This window comes from Caulobacter sp., from assembly GCF_965279145.1.
In the GTDB taxonomy this organism is placed as follows: Bacteria; Pseudomonadota; Alphaproteobacteria; order Caulobacterales; family Caulobacteraceae; genus Caulobacter.
Genome location: NZ_OZ257139.1, coordinates 697,310 through 718,861 on the forward strand (window position 1 = coordinate 697,310; position 21,552 = coordinate 718,861).

The 21,552-nt window shown below is 69.4% G+C and carries 17 protein-coding genes; 10 read left to right on the forward strand and 7 right to left on the reverse strand.

Translation table 11 applies throughout. The annotated features are described in order from the left end of the window. Window positions 1-23 precede the first annotated feature (23 nt). The 3 genes from ACQY9P_RS03300 to ACQY9P_RS03310 form a co-directional block, all read right to left on the reverse strand. Window positions 24-3,383: an error-prone DNA polymerase gene (locus ACQY9P_RS03300; protein ID WP_421738267.1), complete on the reverse strand. Its 3,360-nt coding sequence runs from the start codon at window positions 3,381-3,383 to the stop codon at window positions 24-26. A gap of 117 nt (window positions 3,384-3,500) precedes the next feature. After that, a complete protein-coding gene (locus ACQY9P_RS03305; protein ID WP_421738266.1) occupies window positions 3,501-4,868 on the reverse strand; it encodes a Y-family DNA polymerase in 1,368 nt (455 codons plus the stop codon). A 193-nt stretch (window positions 4,869-5,061) separates the two neighbouring features. Beyond that, window positions 5,062-5,844, reverse strand: coding sequence for an ImuA family protein (locus ACQY9P_RS03310; protein WP_421736683.1), 783 nt, complete (start codon window positions 5,842-5,844; stop codon window positions 5,062-5,064). Window positions 5,845-5,957: 113 nt separating this feature from the next. Here ACQY9P_RS03310 and ACQY9P_RS03315 point away from each other — a divergent pair, with 113 nt between their 5' ends. Then, on the forward strand, window positions 5,958-9,179 hold the full coding sequence (locus ACQY9P_RS03315; protein ID WP_421736682.1) for a carboxyl transferase domain-containing protein: 3,222 nt from the start codon (window positions 5,958-5,960) through the stop codon (window positions 9,177-9,179). 69 nt (window positions 9,180-9,248) lie between these two features. Here the strand turns inward: ACQY9P_RS03315 and ACQY9P_RS03320 are convergent, their stop codons facing one another. Both ACQY9P_RS03320 and ACQY9P_RS03325 read right to left on the reverse strand, forming a co-directional pair. Continuing rightward, window positions 9,249-10,001, reverse strand: coding sequence for a hypothetical protein (locus ACQY9P_RS03320; protein ID WP_421736681.1), 753 nt, complete (start codon window positions 9,999-10,001; stop codon window positions 9,249-9,251). A 42-nt stretch (window positions 10,002-10,043) separates the two neighbouring features. Beyond that, the gene (locus tag ACQY9P_RS03325) at window positions 10,044-10,388 is read right to left on the reverse strand and encodes a hypothetical protein (RefSeq protein WP_421736680.1); all 345 of its coding nucleotides are present in this window, start codon (window positions 10,386-10,388) and stop codon (window positions 10,044-10,046) included. Window positions 10,389-10,530: 142 nt separating this feature from the next. Between ACQY9P_RS03325 and ACQY9P_RS03330 the strand changes: the two genes are divergently transcribed. From ACQY9P_RS03330 to ACQY9P_RS03350, 5 genes are all read left to right on the forward strand, one after another. After that, on the forward strand, window positions 10,531-11,253 hold the full coding sequence (locus ACQY9P_RS03330; RefSeq protein ID WP_421736679.1) for a hypothetical protein: 723 nt from the start codon (window positions 10,531-10,533) through the stop codon (window positions 11,251-11,253). Window positions 11,254-12,465: 1,212 nt separating this feature from the next. Then, a complete protein-coding gene (gene thiD, locus ACQY9P_RS03335; protein ID WP_421736678.1) occupies window positions 12,466-13,269 on the forward strand; it encodes a bifunctional hydroxymethylpyrimidine kinase/phosphomethylpyrimidine kinase in 804 nt (267 codons plus the stop codon). Next, window positions 13,266-13,607, forward strand: coding sequence for an immunity protein Imm33 domain-containing protein (locus tag ACQY9P_RS03340; RefSeq protein WP_421736677.1), 342 nt, complete (start codon window positions 13,266-13,268; stop codon window positions 13,605-13,607). The genes thiD and ACQY9P_RS03340 overlap by 4 nt, the downstream gene beginning before the upstream one ends. After that, window positions 13,600-14,187, forward strand: a complete 588-nt coding sequence (locus ACQY9P_RS03345) for a nucleotidyltransferase family protein (protein ID WP_421736676.1) — start codon at window positions 13,600-13,602, stop codon at window positions 14,185-14,187. Before ACQY9P_RS03340 ends, ACQY9P_RS03345 begins: the two co-directional genes overlap by 8 nt. A gap of 88 nt (window positions 14,188-14,275) precedes the next feature. After that, window positions 14,276-15,097 (forward strand): PhzF family phenazine biosynthesis protein, encoded by an 822-nt coding sequence (locus tag ACQY9P_RS03350; RefSeq protein WP_421736675.1) that lies wholly within the window; start codon window positions 14,276-14,278, stop codon window positions 15,095-15,097. Between the two features lie 12 nt (window positions 15,098-15,109). Here the strand turns inward: ACQY9P_RS03350 and ACQY9P_RS03355 are convergent, their stop codons facing one another. Both ACQY9P_RS03355 and ACQY9P_RS03360 read right to left on the reverse strand, forming a co-directional pair. Beyond that, on the reverse strand, window positions 15,110-15,475 hold the full coding sequence (locus tag ACQY9P_RS03355; RefSeq protein ID WP_421736674.1) for a hypothetical protein: 366 nt from the start codon (window positions 15,473-15,475) through the stop codon (window positions 15,110-15,112). A gap of 114 nt (window positions 15,476-15,589) precedes the next feature. Further along, window positions 15,590-17,485, reverse strand: a complete 1,896-nt coding sequence (locus ACQY9P_RS03360; RefSeq protein WP_421736673.1) for an ATP-binding protein — start codon at window positions 17,483-17,485, stop codon at window positions 15,590-15,592. A gap of 160 nt (window positions 17,486-17,645) precedes the next feature. On the opposite strand from ACQY9P_RS03360, the gene ACQY9P_RS03365 reads away from it, so the two are divergent. From ACQY9P_RS03365 to serA, 4 genes are all read left to right on the forward strand, one after another. Next, window positions 17,646-17,996, forward strand: coding sequence for a hypothetical protein (locus tag ACQY9P_RS03365; protein ID WP_428151129.1), 351 nt, complete (start codon window positions 17,646-17,648; stop codon window positions 17,994-17,996). A gap of 56 nt (window positions 17,997-18,052) precedes the next feature. Next, window positions 18,053-18,478: a hypothetical protein gene (locus ACQY9P_RS03370; protein ID WP_421736671.1), complete on the forward strand. Its 426-nt coding sequence runs from the start codon at window positions 18,053-18,055 to the stop codon at window positions 18,476-18,478. Between the two features lie 135 nt (window positions 18,479-18,613). Continuing rightward, window positions 18,614-19,786, forward strand: coding sequence for a phosphoserine transaminase (locus tag ACQY9P_RS03375; protein ID WP_421736670.1), 1,173 nt, complete (start codon window positions 18,614-18,616; stop codon window positions 19,784-19,786). Between the two features lie 132 nt (window positions 19,787-19,918). Next, window positions 19,919-21,496 carry a phosphoglycerate dehydrogenase gene (gene serA / locus ACQY9P_RS03380; RefSeq protein WP_421736669.1) on the forward strand — a complete coding sequence of 526 codons (1,578 nt, stop codon included), beginning with the start codon at window positions 19,919-19,921 and terminating at the stop codon, window positions 21,494-21,496. Window positions 21,497-21,552: the final 56 nt, after the last annotated feature.

A 21,552-nucleotide genomic window follows, 5' to 3' on the forward strand; every position in this document is an offset into this window, starting at 1 on the left:
TGCAGGCGGCCGCCGACGCCGCCCTAGTGGAAATCCCGGCTCCGTTGCAGCCGCCGGTCTCCCCGGCGATGCGCCGCCGGGCCGGACGCCTCGGGATCGTCGCGCAGTTGCCCCAGCTCCGCCGACAGGTCGGTGAAGCGTTCGGCCACCACGTGGATGACCCCCTCGGCCGACTGCACGCGGCCGTGCACGATCAGGAAGCTGGCGGTCATCACCGTGTTGCGGTCGGCCTCGAAGCGGTCTTTCCAGACCACCGCATTGGCCACGCCGGTCTCGTCCTCCAGGGTGACGAACACCACGCCCTTGGCGGTGCCGGGGCGCTGGCGGATCAGCACGACGCCGCCCACCGCCACACGCTTGCCGTCCTTGATCCCCGGCAACTGGTCGGCCGTGATCGCGCCCAGCCGGGTCAGCAACGGCCGCAGAAAGCCGCAGGGATGGGCCTTCAGCGACAGGCTGGTGGTGCGATAGTCCTCGGCCACGGCCTGGGGCAGGGCCATGGCCGGCAGGGCCACCGGGGTCTCGAACAGCGGCAGGCCGGCCAGCAGCGGCGCCTGGACCGGCGCCTTGCTCTCGCCCTTGACGCCCTTGACCGCCCACAGGGCCTCGCGCCGGCTCAGGCCCGTTGAGGCAAAGGCGTCCGCCTCGGCCAGCAGTTCCAGGGCCGGCTGGGGAACGCCGTACTGCGCGAAGTCGGCCGGGGTTCGCGCGCCCTCGTCGCGCGCCATGGCCAGCAGCCGGGCCTCGGCCTCGCGCACGCCCTTGACCTGGCGCAGGCCCAGACGGACGGCCTTCCACAGGGGGCGGGTGTCGGGGTTGAAGAGCTTGTCGGGGCGAAAGTCTCCCTTCCCCCTCGATGGGGGAAGGGGCGGGGATGGGGGTGACAGCGTGTCAGGATGTTGCGCGGCCCCGCTCAGGCCCGCCGCCGGGGTCACCCCCACCCCTGCCCCTCCCCCATCCAAGGGGGAGGGAGAGATTTTCGCCTCCAGCGTACAGTCCCAGTCGCTGGTCATCACATCGGGCGGCAAAACCTCGACGCCATGCTCGCGGGCATCCCGCACCAGCTGGGCCGGCTGATAGAACCCCATCGGCTGCGAATTGATCAGCACGGCGCAGAACACATCCGGCCAGGCCCACTTCATCCAGGCCGAGACATAGACCAGCTTGGCGAAGCTGGCCGCGTGGCTTTCCGGAAAGCCGTAATGGCCAAAGCCCTCGATCTGCTTGAAGCAGCGCTCGGCGAAGTCGCGCTGATAGCCGCGCCCGGCCATGCCCTCGATGAACTTGTCGCGATATTCGGCCGGCGTGCCCAGGTTCTTGAAGGTGGCCATGGCCTTGCGCAGGCCGTCGGCCTCGTCGGGCGTGAACTTGGCGGCCTCGATGGCCAGACTCATGGCCTGTTCCTGAAACAGCGGCACGCCGAAGGTCTTGCCCAATATGCCCCTCAGCTCGTCGGCCGGGCCGTGCTCGGGCGACGGCGCGGGCCATTCCACCGGGTCCTGGCCGTTACGGCGACGCAGATAGGGATGGACCATGTCGCCCTGGATCGGGCCGGGCCGGACGATCGCCACCTCGATCACCAGGTCATAGAATTCCGCCGGCTTCAGGCGGGGCAGCATCGACATCTGGGCCCGGCTCTCGACCTGGAACACCCCAACCGAGTCCGCCTTGGACAGCATGTCATAGACGCCCTTCACCTCGCGGGGGACGTCGGCCAGGTCGGTTATCTGCTGCCCATGCTCGGCCCGCAGCATGCCAAAGCCGCGCTGGATGGCGGTCAGCATGCCCAGAGCCAGAATGTCGACCTTCATCAGGCCCAGGCTGTCGATGTCGTCCTTGTCCCACTCGATGAAGGTGCGGTCCTTCATCGCCGCGTTGCCGATCGGCACGGTCTCGTCCAGCCGTCGCTTGGTCAGCACGAAGCCGCCGACGTGCTGCGACAGGTGGCGGGGAAAGCCCAGCAGTTCGGTGGCCAGACTGACGGCGCGGGCGATCTCGGGCGCGTCGGGATCAAGGCCCGCGTTGCGGATATACTCTTCCGGCAGGCCCGAGCCCCAGCTGCCCCAGACCGTGGCGGCCAGCAGGCTGGTGACATCCTCGGTCAGGCCCAGGGCCTTGCCCACGTCGCGGATGGCGCTGCGCGGCCGATAGTGGATCACCGTGCCGCAGATGGCGGCATAGTCGCGGCCATAGCGGCGATACACATACTGCATCACCTCCTCGCGCCGCTCGTGTTCGAAATCGACGTCGATATCCGGCGGCTCGCCGCGATTTTCCGAGATGAAGCGGGTGAACAGCAGGCGGTGCTCGGTGGGGTCGATCGAGGTCACGCCCAGGCAGAAGCAGACCGAGGAATTGGCCGCCGATCCCCGCCCCTGGCACAGGATCCCCATCTTCCGCGCCTCCTGCACGATGTCGTGCACGGTGAGGAAATAGTTGGGGTAGTCCATCTTGCCGATCAGCCGCAGCTCCTCGTTCAGCTGCGCGACCACCTTGTCCGGGACCCCGCCCGGATAGCGCCAGGCCGCGCCGGCGAAGGTCAGGTCGGTCAGGTGCTGCATCGACGTCTTGCCCGGCGGCACGGGCTCGTCAGGATATTCCTCGCGCAGCTTGCCCAGGTCGAAGTCGATGCGCTCGACGATCTCCATCGTGCGCTCGACGGCGCGGGGCCAGCGCTCGAACAGGCGGGCCATCTCCATGGGCGTCTTCAGGTGGCGCTCGGCATTGGCCTCCAGCCGGAAGCCCGCCTCGTGGATCGTGCAGTGCTCGCGCACGCAGGTCATCACGTCCTGCAGCGGCCGCCGTTCGGGCGCGTGATAGAGCACGTCATTGGTGGCCACCATCGGCGCGCCGGCCTCGCGGGCCAGCTCGTCCAGCCGCGCCAGGCGCTGCAGGTCGCGGGCGGCATAGGCCCGGCTGGCGGCCAGCCAGACCCGGCCGCGCAGCTCACCGGCCATGCGGGTCAGGTCGGTCGTGAAGGCCTCGTCCAGCTTGGCGGGCGGCACGATCAGGGCCAGCTGCCCGTCGGCATGCGCCAGGAAGTCTTCCCAGTGCAGCTCGCACTCGCCCTTGCGGGCCCGGCGCTGGCCCACGGTCAGCAGCCGCGTCAGCCGGGCGAAGGCCTCGCGGTCGGAGGGGTAGCACAGCAGGCTGGGCGTGCCGTCGACGAAGTCCAGCCGGCAACCGGTCAGGGCCCGGACCTTCAACTCTTTCGCCGCCGTCCAGGCCCGCACCACCCCGGCCAGGGTGTTGCGGTCGGCGATCCCCACGGCGGTCAGGCCCAAGCCCTCGGCGGTGGGCATCAGCTCGCGGGCGTGCGAGGCGCCGTGCAGGAACGAGAAGTTGCTGGTGGTTTGCAGCTCGGCATAGGCGGGGGTCATCAGGTCCTCCCCCTGAAGGGGGAGGTGTCGGCGCAGCCGACGGAGGGGGAAGTTGCGGGAGGGAGAGGATGACTTCCCCCTCCGGCGCTTCGCGCCACCTCCCCCTCTGGGGGGAGGATTTCACCCAAACAGGCCATGCAACCACCACTTCGGGTCCTCGCCCGTCCCGAACAGCCCCTGCCGAAAGATCCAGAACCGGCCGCCGGCCTCGTCCTCGACCCGGTAATAGTCGCGGATCCTGCCGGGCCCGGTGTCGTCGAAATCGCCGCGCCACCACTCCTGGCCGATCCGCTCGGGCCCCTCGGCGCGGCGCACGCGGTGCGAGCGACCGCGCCACTGGAACTGGACCGGCGGATCGTCGGGCAGCTTGGCCATCGCCGTGATCGGCTCGGGCCGCTTGAACAGGCGCACCGGCCGGGGTCGCTCCGGATCCCAGGTCTTTTCGGGGGGCGAGGCCAGCGGCGCGCGGCGGATTACCGAGCGTTCCGGCACATGGCTCTCATACGGATCGGCGCGCCAGACGCGGTCCTCGCCCAGGCGGTTGATCAGCCGGTCGACCAGAGGGGCCAGCGTCTCGTCCAGCCCGGCTCCCGCCTCGGCGTCCAGCCGGGCCTGCACGGCGGTCAGGGGCTCGACGTCGCCCGCGAACACCGTGACCACCTCGATGCCAAAGCCGGGGTCGATGACGTCCAGCTTGGGGACCATCAGCCGGGTCAGCCGCGCGGCGTCGCGGCCCGGCCGCGCCAGGCCGGCCCGCACCGGCAGGGCCTTGCCGTCCAGCCGGTGAAAGACCACCTCGAACCGCCGCGCGCCCTGGCCCTCGGCCTCCAGCCGCCGGCAGATCAGGGCCGTGACGTCGCCGACCACCCGGGCCAGGTCGTCGGGCGCGCTGATCGGCTCGGCGAAGGCCACGCGGTCGAACCACGGACTGGCCGGGCGGCGGAACACCAGGGCCTCGCCCGCCGCGCCCAGAGCCTGGTCCAGCCGCAGGGTCAGGGCCATGCCGAACCGCTTGGCCAGTTGGGCGCGGGGCAGGCCCAGCAGCTGCTCGATGCGGAACAGGCCCAGGCGCGGCAGCTGGGCGGTGGCCGTCTCGTCCAGCCGCAGGGCCGCCACGGGCAGATGCGCCAGCCGCTGTCTCTGCCCACCCGGCGGCGCGATCTCGCCGGACTCGCCGAACCGGGCCAGCGCCCAGGCCGCGCCGGGCGTGTCGGCGATCGCCGCCCGGGCCGGCACGCCCCAGCGGGCCAGTCGCGCCAAGAGGTCGGCCAGCATCGCCGCCTCGCCGCCCCACAGGTGATCGGCGCCGGTGATGTCCAGGAACAGGCCGTCGTCGCCGTCGATGGCCACGGCGGGCGAGAACCGCACGCACCAGTCGCTCAGGGCCTCCAGCGCCGCGCGATCCGCCTCTGGATCGTGGTCGGCGGTGACCAGATCGGGCGCCAGCGCCATGGCGTCGGCGGCCTTCTGGCCGGGGCGCAGGCCCAGGGCCATGGCCGCCTCGTCGATGGCGGCCAGGCGGCGGGTTCCGGCTTCGGAGACCAGCAGGGCGAAGGGAACAGATCCTCCCCCTGAAGGGGGAGGTGTCGGCGTAGCCGACGGAGGGGGAAGTCTGCGAGCTTTGCGGGTTACTTCCCCCTCCGGCCCTTCGGGCCGCCTCCCCCGCTGGGGGGAGGATTTTTCACCCAGCCCGTCTGAACTCGGATTCCGCCGTCGCCACGTCGTGATCGGCCAGTTGGGACACCAGACGGAAAGGATGCGGGCCATGCTCGGCCTCCGAAGACTCCAGGATCCAGCTGCCGGACCTTCCGCCCCGACAGCGCTCAAGTTCCACCCGCCAGCGCGGCGGGCCCAGGCCGGGAACATCCGGCGGCGGCTGGCTGGGCGCGCCGGCGATGCGCCAGCGGCTAAACGACGATGAGCCCGACACCGTCCGCGCCTGGCCCACCGGTCCGCCATAGGGCCGCCGGTGCAGCAGCACGCCCAGGCTGCCCCGCTTCTCGCAGGCCAGCTGCAGCCGTCGCCCGGCCTTCAGCTCCGGCGCCTGGGCTTCGCCGATGGCGGCGGCGACGCCGACGGTGCCGAGCGCGTCCTCCAGCACCGACAGCACCTCGGCCTCGTCGCGAGCCCTGACCTGAATCAGCCGACCGGTCGGGACGTCGAGCCCCGCCAGGCCCGGCGCGAACAGGTCGGTGCGCCGCATCACCCAGACCACCGCCCCGGTCTTCAGCAGCGGCCGGATCAGCAGGGCGGCGAAGGCGGCGGGGGCCGCGCAGGTCTCATCCTCCAGCCCCGCGCCCATCACCTCGTGCCAGGCCCCCGACGGCAGGCCGCCGGCCGGGAAACAGCCGTCGATCCGGGGGTCGCCAAAGGCCAGGACCGGAGTCGGAGTCCGAGTCCCTGCTTCCAGAGCAGCGATCCGGCCCTTCAAAGCCGCGAGACGCGCCTGGCGCGATCCGGGCATCCTTCCAATCCTTTTGTTCCACTTTTGTTCTGATCTTATGGGCTTGGAGAGTCAAGCGGGGGCGGCCATGGTGCGTCAAACGGCCGTATGAACCCGCCGTCCGGGGAAGAGTCATGTTCCAGCGCGTGCTGATCGCCAACCGCGGCGAAATCGCCATCCGTATCGCCCGCGCGGCCGCCGAACTGGGGGTGCGCAGCGTGGCGGTCCATGCGGGCGACGAGGCGGCCAGCCCGCACATCGCCGCCGCCGACCAGGCCGTGGCCCTGCCGGGCTCGGGCGTACGGGCCTATCTCGACATCGACGCCATCATCGCCGCCGCAAAGGGCGCGGGCTGCGACGCCCTGCATCCCGGCTATGGCTTTCTGTCGGAGAACGCCGGCCTGGCCCGGGCCTGCGCGGCGGCGGGGATCACCTTCGTCGGCCCCGCGCCCGAGCATCTGGAGACCTTCGGCGACAAGGCCGCCGCCCGCGCTTTGGCGGCCCGGCTGGCCGTGCCGCTGATCCCCGGGACCGGCGCGCTGGACCTGGCCGACGCCATCGCCTTCCAGGCCGAGCACGGCGCGATCATGCTGAAGGCGCGGGCCGGCGGCGGCGGGCGCGGCATGCGGCTGGTGCTGGACCCCGGCGAGCTGGAAGCCGCCTTCGCCGCCTGCGCCCGCGAGGCCAAGGCCGCGTTCGGCGACGACGGCCTCTATGCCGAAAAGCTGATCGAACGGGCGCGGCATATCGAGGTGCAGATCGTCGGCGACGGAACCCGCGTGCTGGCGGTGGGCGACCGCGACTGCTCGCTGCAGCGGCGCAACCAGAAGCTGGTCGAGATCGCCCCCGCCCCCAACCTGCCCGCCGCCACGCGCGCCGCCATGGCCCGCGCCGCCGAGACCCTGTGCGCCGGCTATCGCGGCCTGGCGACCGTGGAATATCTGCTGGACGCCGCCACCGGCGACTTCGCCTTCATCGAGACCAATCCCCGCCTGCAGGTCGAACACACCGTCACCGAGGAGGTCACGGGCCTGGATCTGGTGCGCCTGCAGTTCGAGCTGGCGGCGGGCAAGACCCTGGCCGAGCTGGACCTGACCACCGCTCCGCCCGCCGTCGGCGCGGCGATCCAGGCGCGGATCAATGCCGAGACCCTCAGCGCCGACGGACAGGTGAAGCCCTCGTCCGGGACTCTCAGCGCCTATGCCCCGCCCGGCGGTCTGGGCGTGCGGGTGGACGGCGCCGGCGCGGTCGGCCTGGCGGTCGGCGGGGCCTATGACAGCCTGCTGGCCAAGGTGATCGCCTGGGGCCGCACCCCCGCCGAGGCCGCCGCGCGGCTGGACCGGGCCCTGGCCGAGTTCACGATCACCGGGGTCGCCACCACCGCGCCGCTGATCCGGGCGATCCTGGAAACCGAAGAGGCCCGGGATGGCGGCGCCACCACGCGCTTCATCGAGGATCACGCCGTCACCCTGTCGGCGCGGGCCCAGGCCCTGTCGCCCGCCGCCACGACGGTGGAGACGACCTTCGAGACCCTGGACGGCGCGGTCGCCGTCGCCGCGCCGCTGGCCGCCACGGTCGGGGCCATCGAGGTCGCGGAAGGCGATCTGGTCCGCCCCGGCCAGGCCTTGGCGGTGCTGGAAGCCATGAAGATGGAGCACCTCGTCCACGCTACGTCCGGCGGCCGGGTGCTGAAGATCGCCGCCGCGCTCGGCCAGACCCTGGCCGAGGGCCAGCCTCTGATGTTCCTGGAACCGGTCGAGCTGGACGCCGCCGTCGCCGCCGACACGGCCGCCGAGGACCTGGACGCCCTGCGCCCCGACCAGGCCGAGGTCATCGCCCGCCACCGCTTCACCCTGGACGAGGCCCGGCCCGACGCCGTCGCCCGACGCCGCAAGACCGGCCATCGCACGGCGCGGGAGAATATCGAAGACCTGGTCGATCCCGGCAGCTTCCTCGAATACGGCGCCCTGGCCATCGCCGCCCAGAAGCGCCGGCGCACGACCGAGGACCTGATCGCCAACACCCCCGCCGACGGCCTGATCACCGGGATCGGCGTGGTCAATGGCGCGCTGTTTCCCGCCGACAAGGCCCGCTGCGCGGCGCTCGCCTATGACTTCACTGTGCTGGCCGGCACGCAGGGGGCGATGAACCATCGCAAGACCGACCGGTTGATGGCGGTGATCGCCGACCAGAAGCTGCCCGTCGTCTGGTTCGCCGAGGGCGGCGGCGGACGGCCGGGCGACACCGACACCACCGCCGTGGCCGGGCTGGACGTGCCGACCTTCCGCAGCTTCGCCCAGCTGTCGGGTATCGTGCCCAAGATCGCCATCGTCGCCGGCCGCTGCTTTGCCGGCAACGCTGCCATCGCGGGGCTGTCAGAGATCATCATCGCCACCAAGGACAGCAACCTGGGCATGGGCGGCCCCGCCATGATCGAGGGCGGCGGCCTGGGCGTGTTCCGGCCCGAGCAGATCGGCCCCTCGGCCCATCAGTGGGCCAACGGCGTCATCGACATCCTGGCCGACGACGAGGCCCACGCCACCCGACTGGCCAAGCAGGCCCTGTCCTATTTTCAGGGCAAGCTCGCCGACTGGACCGCGCCGGACCAGCGGCGGCTGCGAGGCGCGATCCCGGAGAACCGCCTGCGGATCTATGACGTCCGCGCCCTGATTACCGGCCTCGTGGACGAAGGGACGTTCCTGGAACTGCGCGGCGGTTTCGCGGCGGGGATGGTCACCGGCCTGATCCGTATCGAGGGCCGGCCCATGGGCCTGATCGCCAATGATCCGCGCCATCTGGGCGGCGCGATCGACTGCGACGGGGCCGACAAGGCCGCCCGCTTCCTGCAGCTGTGCGACGCCTTCGCCCTGCCGGTCTTGAGCCTGTGCGACACCCCCGGCTTCATGGTCGGCCCCGACAGCGAAGACGCCGCCGCCGTGCGCCGCGTCAGCCGCCAGTTCATCGCCGGGGCCAAGCTGCGCTCGCCGCTATTCACCGTAGTCACCCGCAAGGGCTACGGCCTTGGAGCGCAAGCCATGGCGGGCGGCAGCTTCCACTCGCCGGCCTTCATCGCCGCCTGGCCGACGGGCGAGTTCGGCGGCATGGGCCTGGAGGGGGCCGTCAAGCTGGGCTACCGCAAGGAGCTGGACGCCCTGACCGATCCGGCCGAGCAGAAGGCCCTCTACGACCAGCTGGTCGCGCGGCTCTACGCAGCCGGCAAGGCCACCAGCATGGCGGCGGCGCTGGAGATCGACGCGGTGATCGACCCGGCCGACACGCGGCGCTGGGTGGTCGGCGGTCTCGACGCGGCGGCGGGCTCGACCCGCCCCTGGCAGGTGCGCGTCGACAGCTGGTGACGGCTGCCCGTTCGGCCGCCACCACGAAAGGCGCCCTGGCTCCGGAACCCCGGAGCCAGGACGGCCTCCTCAATATTCCCGGCGCGCGGGATCGATCGCGGGACGGTCGGCGCGACGCAGATCGTCATCGGTGGCGACGTCTTCGACCGTCGTGAACGAACGGCTCTCGCCATACAGGGTGCGTTCGCGACCGATGTCGGCGGCGTTGTAGGGCGTCGCGGCCGGATCGAAAGCCGTCCAGCCGCTCTGGCGATAGGCCTCGCCGCGCACCGTCGCATCGACGCCGCGACGCTCGTTGAGGATGCCCTCGACCGTGGCGATCTCGTCGTCATGCGCCTTGACGCTGACCAGGGCGCCGCCGCGTCGCACGCCCTCGGCATAGACATTGGCTTCCTCGTCGCTGTGGCCCGCTTCCTTCAGCGCGCCCAGCAGTCCGCCTGTCGCGCCGCCAGCGGCCGCGCCGACCACCGCGCCAACTGCGGTCGCGGCCAGCCAGCCCGCCGCCACCACCGGACCCAGGCCCGGAATGGCCAGCATGCCCAGACCGGCCAGCAGGCCCGCGCCGCCGCCGATCAGGCCGCCCGTGGCCGCGCCCTTGCCGGCGCCGTCGGCGACGTCGTTTTCACCGTCGCCGTTGCGATCGCCCAACGGACCGGCCGTCCCCGGCGCGCCGCCGGCGTGCTTGTGGCCGTCATGCCAGTTGTCGGTGTTGTCGGAGACCAGGCTGATCTTGTCGTGGTGGATGCCCTTGGCTTCCAGATCGGAGACCGCTTGGAGGGCTTGAACGTGGCTGTCGAACAGCCGGGTGATCGTCTTGCTCATGGCTTTTTCCCGAGATTTTTGGATTGAGGAGCTGTTCGAGATCTAGAGCGCGGTGATCGCGCCCTTGTAGTCGATCGAGACGCTGACCGGCTTGCCGTCCTTCATCGCGTTGCCCTGCCAGATACCGTTGGTGTTCTGGTTCAGAGGGCCCAGCTCGGTGTAGCCGGCCTTCTCGATGGCGACCCGGGCCTGATCGGCCGTGTACGAACTGGCGCCCGGCGTCGGGCCGCTTTCGCCCGTCGTCGGCGCGGTGTCGACGGCGACATTGGTCGGCGCGGCGGCGGCCGAAACGGCCGGGCCTTCGACCTTTTCATGGTCGGCGTTCTTTTCGCCGCAGGCGGCCAGAAGCAGGCCGGCCAGCGCGACGCCCGTCATTGATTTCAGCATGGTGTGGATCTCCCAGAGGTCACGACAAAAGGCTCCGGGACGCGGAAGGTTCCGGGGATGGGCGCGCCGGGCTGGTCCGGATCAGCCGACTTCACGGGAGAGCCCATTGCCCCTAGGCTCGCGTGGGGACCGGGGGGATCACATGACGTCAGCTGACATCGCGCAACGGTTTGGTCCGGGGACCGACCGTCGCTTTTTCCTGATCATGTCCCTGGTCGTCGCCCTGGTCGTCGTCAGCGGCTTTGGCCCCAGCTACGCGTCCAGTCTCGCGCCGCCCGGCCTGCCGCTGTGGGTTCACCTGCACGGCGCGGTCATGAGCGCCTGGATCGTCCTGTTCGCCGTCCAGAGCTGGCTGGTGGGACGCCGTTCCCTGTCCCTGCACCGGCGTCTGGGATGGCTGTCGATCGGGCTGGTCGTGGTCATGGCGCCCCTGGGCGTCCTCACCAACGCCATGGCCATCCACCGGGGCGCGACGCCGCCGTTTTTCACCCCGGCGATGATGATGGCGGCCGACGGCCTGGATCTGTGCCTGTTCGTGGGCCTGTATGGGGCGGCCATTCTGCTTCGACGCAACGGCGCCTGGCACAAGCGGCTGATGCTGTGCGCGACCATCCTGCTGACCTGGCCCGCGCTGGGCCGGTTGCCGCCGCTGCGCGAACTTGGCCTCTCGATGATCATTCCCGCCGCGACCGGGCTGCTGATCCTGCTCGCCCTGATCGGCCCCGCCCATGACCTCGCTACCCGGCGCCGCGTGCATCCCGCCTATCTCTGGGGCGTGGGCCTGATCATCGCCGCCCAGCCCCTCCACGGCCTGATCGCAGCCAGCCCCCTGATCCAGGACCTGGCCCGGCGGTTGCTGGGCTGAGGGAAGGCTAGACGTTCGGCGGGGCGGGAACGGGGCGGAGGCTCAGCGTTGGCCACCGGGTCACGAGCGGACCTTGGGATCGTCCGCTATGGGTGGCGAGGTCGAAAGCAGTCGTCGACATCCGCACCGAAAGCCGACGCCCCGGCGTCGCGCTCATCCTTAAATCTCCTGGAGGCTGCAGCGTGCCGGTCTGTCCAGGTTGCTCAAGGACGAGGCTCCGCGTCGCCGCGGCGCGGCGGCCCGCAGGGCCGTCCTTGAGCAACCTGGACAGTCCGGCGGTCGTCTCGCCGTGAGATGCAAGGATGGCTCCCTTCGGCGCGAAGGCGGGCGGTACGCGCGCTACCAAGTCCTCCCCCTGAAGGGGGAGGCGGCCGGAGGCCGGTGGGGGAAGACCGCAGGGATTCAGCGGTTACTTCCCCCTCCGTCGGCCCGAAGGGGCCGACACCTCCCCCGCTAGGGGGAGGACTTGAGGGGATAGACCGCGCTCAATCCCCGTTCTTTCCAGAACAAATCCCAACCCGATCAGCGGCTTGCAAAATAGTTGATCGCGCCAATCCTCCGCGTTCAAACCGCCCGCATAATCAATCTCACCTGACAGCACGGGAAGGGCGTCCGGCCGGCGACCAGAGGCGGCTGTCAGGGGTGATCGAGCGGGGCCACCGGAGTCGCGTGAGCGGGACCGGGCTGGGCTTAAACGAGGACAGGTGACGTAAACCTGTCCATCGGGGAACTCTCGTCGGAGGTCCCCGCCCGTCCGAAGGTACGTTCCGGGTCCTCCGGAATCGGCGAGGCTGCAGCCCAAGGCTGGGTCCGTCGCGAGGAGGGCAACCCGGATGGGGGTGAAGGGTTGAACGAGACCCGCGCGCCCCGGCCAGAGGGATAACGGTCACGCGGAGCGTTCGTCTTCGTCGAAACGGTACTTAGAACTCACACATTCCGGGCGAGGCCCGGACGCTCCGCGACCCTTCCCATCAACTCGGCGGTTTCCGCGCGAGGCTGCGAAGCCGTGTCCGCCAGACTTGCCCCCACCTGACCTGCTGCGCAGGTCGTCCGCCCCCGTAGGGGGCAGATGAAGGGCGCTGATCTCATCTTCCCCCTCCGGGGGAAGACGGTCGCGACCCGCAGGGCGGCGAAGCCAACCGACCCGTAGGGGGCAAGTCCGCCGCAGACCCCCTCTTCGCGCCGCCCCGATTCCCCCCTAGGACTCCCGCCATGACCCAAGCTCATCAAGGCCGCGTCCTCGTCATCGCCGGATCGGATTCCGGCGGCGGCGCGGGGATCCAGGCCGATATCAAGACCATCACCGCCCTGGGCGGCTATGCGGCGACAGCGATCACCGCCGTCACGGTGCAGAACACCCTGGGCGTCACGGGGGTCCACCCGATCCCGCTGGAGATCATCGCCGCCCAGGCCCGGGCCGTGCTCGATGATATCGGCGCCGACGCCATCAAGACCGGCATGCTGGGCGATGTCGGGGTGGTCGAGACGGTGGCCGTCGTTCTGGACTATGCCGGAGCTGTTCCCGTCGTCGTCGATCCGGTGATGGTCGCCAAGGGTGGGGCCAGCCTGCTGGCCGACGCCGCGATCGGGGCGGTCAAAAGCCTGATGATTCCCCGCGCCGCCCTGCTGACCCCCAACGCCCCCGAAGCCGCCGCCCTGACCGGCCTGACGGTCGAGACCACCGACGACCTGCGCCGGGCCGGCGAGGCGCTGCTGGCCCTGGGCGCCAAGGCGGTGCTGATGAAGGGCGGGCATGTGGCCGGAGACCGCGTGGTCGACATCCTGATGACCCCGGCCGGCGAGACCACCTTCGAGGGCGAGCGGATCGACACCCGCCACACTCACGGCACCGGCTGCACCCTGGCCTCGGCCTGCGCGACGGGCCTGGCGCAGGGTCTGCCCCTGGAGCAGGCGGTGGCGCGGGCCTGGAACTATGTGCACGAGGCCATGCTGCGCGCGCCGGGCTTTGGCCAGGGCCACGGTCCGCTGGACCATGGATGGATGCTGCGTCGATGAGCCCTTCGGAAGTCTGCGCTAAGTTTGGTGCTGAATTTCATCCGCCTAAAGACGGGGCAAAGTTCGGTGTTGCATTGCCCCTGGCAGGGCGACCACTTCATGCCTTGAGGCACCCGGAAGAGGGAGATTCTTCCGGCTGGTATGTATGGAGCGGCGAGCTTCGCGACTCTCCAGACTTCTTCCAGCCGCTACATATTTCACATCTTGAAGACGTTGCGCCAAGGTTGGGACCGTACATTGGCCTGGCTCCAGGGTGGCGTGTCCTGCTTGGCGAGAACGGGCATGAGGATGTTTGGTTTGACGAAAGTCTGCTGCATTTGGTTGTGAACGATGCCTAACCTCGAAACCCGCCTGATCGAGATCGTCCGCGGCGTACCGACCACGATGGAGGTGCTGCGCAAGGTGCGAGACCTGCAGTTGCCCGACGGGATGATCTTTTCCGGGGCGATCTACCAGCCGGTCTGGAACCACCTGACGGGCCGCGCGCCCGACTATGGGATCAAGGACTATGACGTCGCCTATCACGACGCGTCGGACACCTCCTACGAAGCCGAGGACGTGGTCATCCAGCGGGTGGCCGCCGCGTTCGAGCCGCCGCTGCGCGACCTGGTCGAGGTGCGCAACCAGGCGCGGGTGCATCTGTGGTTCGAAAAGAAGTTCGGGGCCGACGAGCCCTATCCGCCGCTGGAGAACAGCGCCGCCGCCCTGAAGCGGTTCGTGGCCACGGCGTTCTGCGTGGGCGTGCGGCTGGAGGCCGATGACAGTCTCAGCGTCCATGCGCCGTTCGGCCTGGAGGACCTATTCGCCCTGCATCTGCGGCCCAATCCCCTGCGGGTGAAGGGCGCCGGCGGCTGGGAGCGCACGACCGGCTCGGCCCGGGCGCGGTGGCCGGAGATCACGGTGGAGGGGGCTTCCTAGCTCGAATTGTCACTGTGGCAATGTTTGCTTTGAACCATGGTTCAATCGCAATTATCACCATTGGCGTCATAACCCAGGGGATCCGGCCATGCGCCAGTGGACCATCGACGCCTTCGCCTCCGCCCCGTTCCGGGGCAACCCGGCCTGTGTGGTCGAGCCGCTCGACGCCTGGCCCTCGAGCGCCTGGATGCAGGCCCTGGCGGCCGAGAACAATCAGGCCGAGACCGCCTTCCTGCTGAAGACCGCAGACCCGGCCCGGTTTGGCCTGCGCTGGTTCACCCCGGCGCTGGAGGCGCCGCTGTGCGGTCACGCCACCCTGGCGGCGGCCCACGCGCTGTTCGAGGAACTGGCCGTCGACGTTCCGCTGCTGACCTTCGACACCCTGTCGGGCCCCCTGACGGTGCGCCGCGACGGCGACCGCCTGGAGATGGACTTCCCCGCCGATCCGCCGCGCCAGACCGCCGTTCCCGAAGGTCTGGCCGAGGCCCTGGGCGTCGAGCCCGTCGAGGTCTGGGCCGGGGCCTATCTGGTCGCGGTGCTGAAGGACGAGGCGGCCGTGCGCGGCCTCAAGCCCGACCTCGCCGCGCTGAACAGGATCGAGGGCGAGGCCACGGGCGGCCCGGGCCAGACCGTGGTCGTCGCCCTGGCCGACGCGGGCCAGCCCTATCAGGTGGTCAGCCGCTTCTTCGCGCCGGGATTCGGCATTCCCGAGGACCCCACCACCGGCTCGGCCCACTGCATCCTTATGCCGCTCTACGGGGCCAAGCTTGAGCGCGACGTGCTGAGTTTCCACCAGGCCTATCCCGGGCGCGGCGGCGACCTGGAATGCGAAAACCGCGGCGCGCGCGTCCTGTTGCGCGGCCGCGGCTTCACGGTGGTGGAAAGCCGGCTCCGGGTGGAGCCGGCCTGATCCGCATCGGGTTTACCAGCGCGGACGATGGTCGTCGCGGTGGTCGCGATCGCGGCCGTAGCCGTAGCCATAGTCGCGGTCGTGACGCTCGTAGCGGATCTGGGCGCTGATGCGGTCGAAGCGGCGGTCGAGGTCGGCGCGCTCCCAGCCGCTCAGGCCGCCACGGCGATAGCGGTATTCCAGGCGGGCGGTTTCGCGCAGTTCGGCCTGCAGGCGGGCGGCTTCGCGGCGGTTCAGCGAACCGTTGCGGACGCCCTGGTCAATCCGGCGCTCCAGCATGTCCTGGCGATGGTTGATGGACTGGGCGGAGGCGACAGCGGGGACGGTGGCGGCCGCCAGGGCCGTGACCGCCGTGATCGAAAGCAGGATCTTTTTCATCGGTTCGGTTCCTCTTGAACTCCTCGTCGCCCCGTTTGACGACGTTGACCTCAAAAGAACACGGCGCGCCTGAAGCGGTTCTGAGCCGCTCGTTGTCTGGCGTTCAGGTTGGACCTAGGCCGCGTCGGCCAGGCGGGCGGCGGCTACGGCCGCCTCGATCGCCGCATAGAGCTTGGTCACTTCGATCGGCTTGGCGACGTGGCCATCCATGCCTGCGGCCAGATAGCCCTCGACCTGATGGGCCAGGGCGTTGGCGGTGACCGCGACGATCGGGGTGCGCGAGCGGCCCTCGGCGGCCTCCAGCGCACGGATGGCGCTGGCCGCCTCGACCCCGTCCATGACGGGCATATGGATGTCCATCAGGATGATGTCGTACCCGCCGCGCTTCCAGGCCTCGATACAGGCCGCCCCGTCGGCGACCATCTCGACCTCGGCGCCCAGCGGGGCCAGGACGGCGGCGATGACCTTCTGGTTGGTCGGATTGTCGTCGGCCGCCAGGACGCGCAGGCGGGGCGCGGCGATCACGACAGCCTGGTCTCCGTCGGCGGCCTCGCCCGTCGGCGATCCGGCTTCGGAGCCACGCGGCATGGCCAGAACCACGGTGAAGGTCGAGCCCTGGCCTTCGCGGCTTTGCACGGCGATGCCGCCGCCCATCAGGGCCGCCAGCTCGCGGCAGATCGCCAGGCCCAGGCCCGAGCCGCCGAACTGGCGGGTGGTGGAGCTGTCGGCCTGGACGAACTTGTCGAACAGGCGAGGCCGCATCTCGGCGGAGATGCCGATCCCGGTGTCGGCCACGTCGATGCGCAGGCCCGAGCCGTCCTCGGCGGAGGCGAACCGCACGGCGACGGCGCCGTGCAGCGTGAACTTGAGGGCGTTGGAGATCAGGTTGACCAGGATCTGGCGCAGACGATCGACGTCGCCGCGCCAGACGCCCTGCGCCTCGGGCGCGACCGCGACTTCGAAGGCCAGGCCCTTTTCCCGGGCCTGGGCGGAGAAGCTGTCACGCAGCGACATGGCCAGACTGGCCAAATCGAAGTCTTCGACATCCAGATCCAGGCGACCGGCTTCGATCTTGGACAGGTCCAGAACGTCATTGAGCACGGCCAGCAGCAGGCCGCCCGATTCGCGGATCACCGACAGCCGCTCGCGCTGGGCCGGCTTGAGGTCATCCATGGCCATGACCTCGGCCATGGCCAGCACGCCGTTCAGGGGCGTGCGGATCTCGTGGCTCATATTGGCCAGGAAGTGTGACTTCAGGACATTGGCGGTGTTGGCGTCGTCACGGGCCTTGACCAGTTCGGCCATGGCCCCGCGTAGGTCGTGATCGTTCAGTTCAAGCCGGCCAACCAGTTGGTTGAAGCTTTCGGTCAGGCTCTGGAAGACGTCGTCGTCGCTGGTCTGCTCGACGGGTTTGAAGCGACCGTCCGAGGCCACGGCCTGCATGGCCTCGGTGAGGCGCTGCATCGGCCGGGTCATTCGGCGGGCCAGACCGTTGGCCAGCAGGATCGCCAGCCCAGCCGAACCGAAGAAGAGCGTGCCGGTCAGGGCCAGGTCGCGGGCCAGAATCTGGGCCAAGCGCGGCTCCCGGGCCACCAGGGTCAGGGTGCCGATCTGGCGGCCGTCCAGCTTGATCTTTCGGTCCAGGGTCTGGGTCGCCTTGCCGACGCCGCTGGTGTCCGGCGCGGCGCCGACCGCCGCGACGACATGCCCATCGAGGTCGGAAATCCGGACTCCGGCTACGTGCGGGGCGGTGGCGATCGCCTCGAGGGCCTTGCGGACGCCGACCATGTCGCCGGCGGCCAGCGGCGCGGCCGAGCCCGCAGCGACCATCTGGGCCAGAACCAGGTGATTGGCCCGGGCTTCCTGACGCGCGACGCTCCACTGCTGCACCATGAAACAGGCGCAAGCGGCGATCAGGGCGATCACCGTCGTGACGAGCGCGACACCCGCGATCCGCGCCTGCAAAGGCGCGTGCGTCGGAGCTTCTGCGGTGCGGAGCGGTTCAGGCATGGGCCGTCCGGGTGAGATCCAGCGGCCATTTTGCAGGCATCTCCCTAACGCTTCGCTTCCAAGGCCAAAAAGTGGCGCGGCAAAACAACGCTAGGAGGTGTTTCCCGTTGCGCACGCGTTAAGACTTCGTTTACCTTCGTTTATAGTTTCTTAACGGGAGATGGGCGTGGAAAAGGTTTTTGTTGCACAACGCATCGCGACCAAGCTGTTCGCGACGGAGAACGCCGTGGACGCCGCGATGGTGGAAGCCGCCGAGCTGATGGCCGACATGCTGAAGGCTCGTAAGGACATCGGCCTCTCGGCCGTGGTCGGCGATCGGGCCAGCTCTAAGCTCGTCGAAGCCCTTGCCGCGCTGGGCGAAGCCCGCTCGGCCATGGTCGAGATGCACAGCGAGCTGAACGATGTGAAGCTGCGTATCGGCGTTCGCACCAAGATGATCGGCGTCGAAGACAAGCCGCCGGAAACGACGGGTGTTCACACCGGCGTGCGGGCTGTTCGCGAAGCCGGCTAACAACATTGCAATAGTTTAACGCCTAAGGCCTCTAATCTCGGTTAGAGGCCTTTTGCATGTACTCCTCGATCGTCCCCATTCTGATCTGGCTGATCATCATCGCGGTGTGCGCGTTTGGCTGGATCAAGGGGGGCGCGCCCGAGCGGTGGGGCGTCGCAATCGTCCTGTCCGGCAGCGCCTATGCGCTTCTGGCCCATATGGTCACCCCCCTGTCGCTTCAGCCCCTTCTGCTGTTGGCTGGAGAGGGGGCGATGGGCTTGGCCTTTCTGATGCTGGCCCTGCGATACGCTAGTCCCTGGCTGGGCGGCGCCATGCTGTTTCAAGCCATCCAGTTCAGCCTTCACGCCTATTATCTGGTCGGCGAGCTGAAGCGTGATCGGACCTACGCCCTGGTCAACAATATCGATACCCTGGGTGTGCTGGTCTGCATCCTCGTCGGCGCCGTCCTCGCTTGGCGCAAGCGCACCCATCTCGCAAAATAATTGCCGGCGAGGGGGCGATATCTCGCCGCCGCGACAAATTCGACCTTGCCTTTCGATCTGAAACGGAGTTTCTCGCCGGCGGGCCACGCCCCCCCAACGGGGCGCTGTCCATCTGTAAGGATGGGAGACATCGCTATGACCACCCTCGCCAAGCCGGCGCAACGCCCGGCTCGCCCCGAGTTTTCTTCCGGCCCCTGCGCCAAGCGCCCCGGCTGGACCCCCGAAAATCTCAGAAACGCCGTGCTGGGCCGTTCGCACCGCTCCAAGCTGGGCAAGGCGCGCCTGAAGGCCGCCATCGACCAGACGCGCGAAGTGCTAGAAGTGCCCGCCGACTTCCTGATCGGCATCGTCGCCGGCTCCGACACCGGCGCCGTCGAGATGGCGATGTGGTCGATGCTGGGCGCCCGCCCGGTGCAGCTGATGGCCTTCGAATCGTTCGGCAAGGACTGGGTCACCGACGTGACCAAGCAATTGAAGCTGCCCAATGTCGAAGTGCTCGACGCGCCCTACGGCCGGCTGCCCGACACCTCCAAGGTCGATCCGGCCAAGGACCTGGTCTTCACCTGGAACGGCACCACCTCGGGCGTCCGCGTCCCGAACGCCGACTTCATCTCGGCCGACCGTGAAGGCATCACCATCTGCGACGCCACCAGCGCCGCCTTCGCCCAGGACCTGGACTGGACCAAGCTGGATGTCGTGACCTTCTCCTGGCAGAAGGCGCTGGGCGGCGAAGGCGCGCACGGCGTGCTGATCCTGTCGCCCCGCGCGGTCGCTCGCCTGGAGAGCTACACGCCGGCCTGGCCGATGCCGAAACTGTTCCGCATGACCAAGGGCGGCAAGGTTTCCCTCGACATCTTCGAAGGCGCGACGATCAACACGCCCTCGATGCTGTGCGTCGAAGACGCCCTGGACGCCCTGAAGTGGGCCTCGTCCATCGGCGGTCTGGAAGGCATGCAATCGCGCGCCGACCAGAACCTGGCCGTGATCGCCGACTGGGTGGCCAAGACCCCGTGGGTCGATTTCCTGGCCGCGACGCCGGACATCCGCTCCAACACCTCGGTGTGCCTCAAGGTCGTCGATCCCGCGATCGCCGCCCTGTCGGACGACGCCCAGGCCGACTTCGCCAAGAAGCTGGCTAGCCTGCTCGAGAAGGAGGGCGCCGCCCTCGACATCGGCGGCTATCGCGACGCTCCGGCCGGCCTGCGCATCTGGTGCGGCGCCACGGTCGAGGCTTCGGATCTGGAAGCCCTGACCCCCTGGCTGGACTGGGCGTTCGCCACGGTCTCGGCCGAGCTGGTCGCCGCCTAAGCACATCCTCCTATCGCTGAAATCCTCGTCCCTCGACCTGTTCGGGACGGGGGTTTCAGACCCCCACATCACAGCCGCCGCCCGAAATCCGTCGCAGGACAGGGCCGGCTCTCCAGGATCGGACACCTCACCATGGCTCCTCGCGTTCTCATCGCTGACAAGCTCAGCCCCGCCGCCGTCGACATCTTCAAGAACCGCGGCGTCGACTTCGACATCAAGGTCGGCCTGTCGAAAGACGAGCTGATCGCCGTCATCGGCGACTATGACGGCATCGCCATCCGCTCGGGCGCCAAGCTCGACAAGGACGTGATCGCCGCCGCCCACAAGCTGCAGGTCATCGCCCGGGCCGGCATCGGCGTCGACAATGTCGACATCCCCGCCGCCACCGCCAAGGGCGTGGTGGTGATGAACACCCCGTTCGGCAACTCGATCACCACGGCCGAGCACGCCATCGCCATGATGTTCGCCCTGGCCCGCCAGCTGCCCGCCGCCGACGCCAGCACCCAGGCCGGCAAGTGGGAGAAGAACCGCTTCATGGGCGTGGAGCTGTACGCCAAGACCTTGGGCCTGATCGGGGCCGGCAACATCGGCGGCATCGTCGCCGACCGGGCTCTGGGCCTGAAGATGAAGGTCGTCGCCTACGACCCGTTCCTCAGCCCCGAGCGCGCCATCGAGATGGGCGTCGAGAAGGTCGAGCTGGACGACCTGCTGGCCCGCGCCGACGTCATCACCCTGCACACCCCGCTGACCGACAAGACCCGCAACATCCTGTCGGCCGAGGCCCTGGCCAAGACCAAGAAGGGCGTGCTGATCGTTAACTGCGCCCGCGGCGGCCTGGTCGACGAAGTCGCCCTGCGCGCCCTGCTCGACAGCGGCCATGTCGGCGGCGCCGGCTTTGACGTGTTCGTCACCGAGCCGGCCAAGGAAAACCCACTGTTCGGTTCCGACCGGGTCGTGGCCACCCCGCACCTGGGCGCCAGCACCAACGAAGCCCAGGAAAACGTCGCCCTGCAGGTCGCCGAACAGATGAGCGACTATCTGCTGACCGGCGCCGTCACCAACGCCCTCAACAGCCCGTCGATCACGGCCGAAGAAGCCCCCAAGCTGAAGCCGTTCGTGGCCCTGGCCGAGAAGATCGGCGCCCTGGCCGGCCAGATGGTCGACTTCGGCATCAAGGCCATCGACATCGCCTATGAGGGCGAGGTCGCCAACCTGAACGTCAAGCCGATGACCTCGGCCGCCCTGGCCGGGATCCTCAAGCCGATGCTGGCCGAGATCAACATGGTTTCGGCCCCGGCCGTGGCCAAGGAGCGCGGCATCACCGTCTCGGAGAGCCGCCAGGAAGTCAGCCCCACCTATGACAGCCTGATGCGCATCACGATCACGACCGAAAAGGGCAAGCGCGCCTTCGCCGGCACGGTGATCGCCGGCGCGCCGCGCGTCGTCGAGGTCAAGGGCATGGAGCTGGACGCGGCCTTCTCGCCGGCCATGCTCTACATCAACAACCTCGACAAGCCGGGCTTCATCGGCGCCCTGGGCATGCTGCTGGGCGAGGCGGGCGTCAACATCGCCACCTTCAACCTGGGCCGCGTCTCGGCCGACGAGGACGCCATCGCCCTGGTCGGCGTCGACCAGGCCCCGACGGCCGAACTGCTGGGCAAGATCCAGGCTCTGCCGCACGTCAAGGAAGCCCGCGCGCTGACCTTCTAGGCCGCATCGACCTTTCCTGTCCCGGATGGCCGATGGCTGATCCGGGACAGGACAAG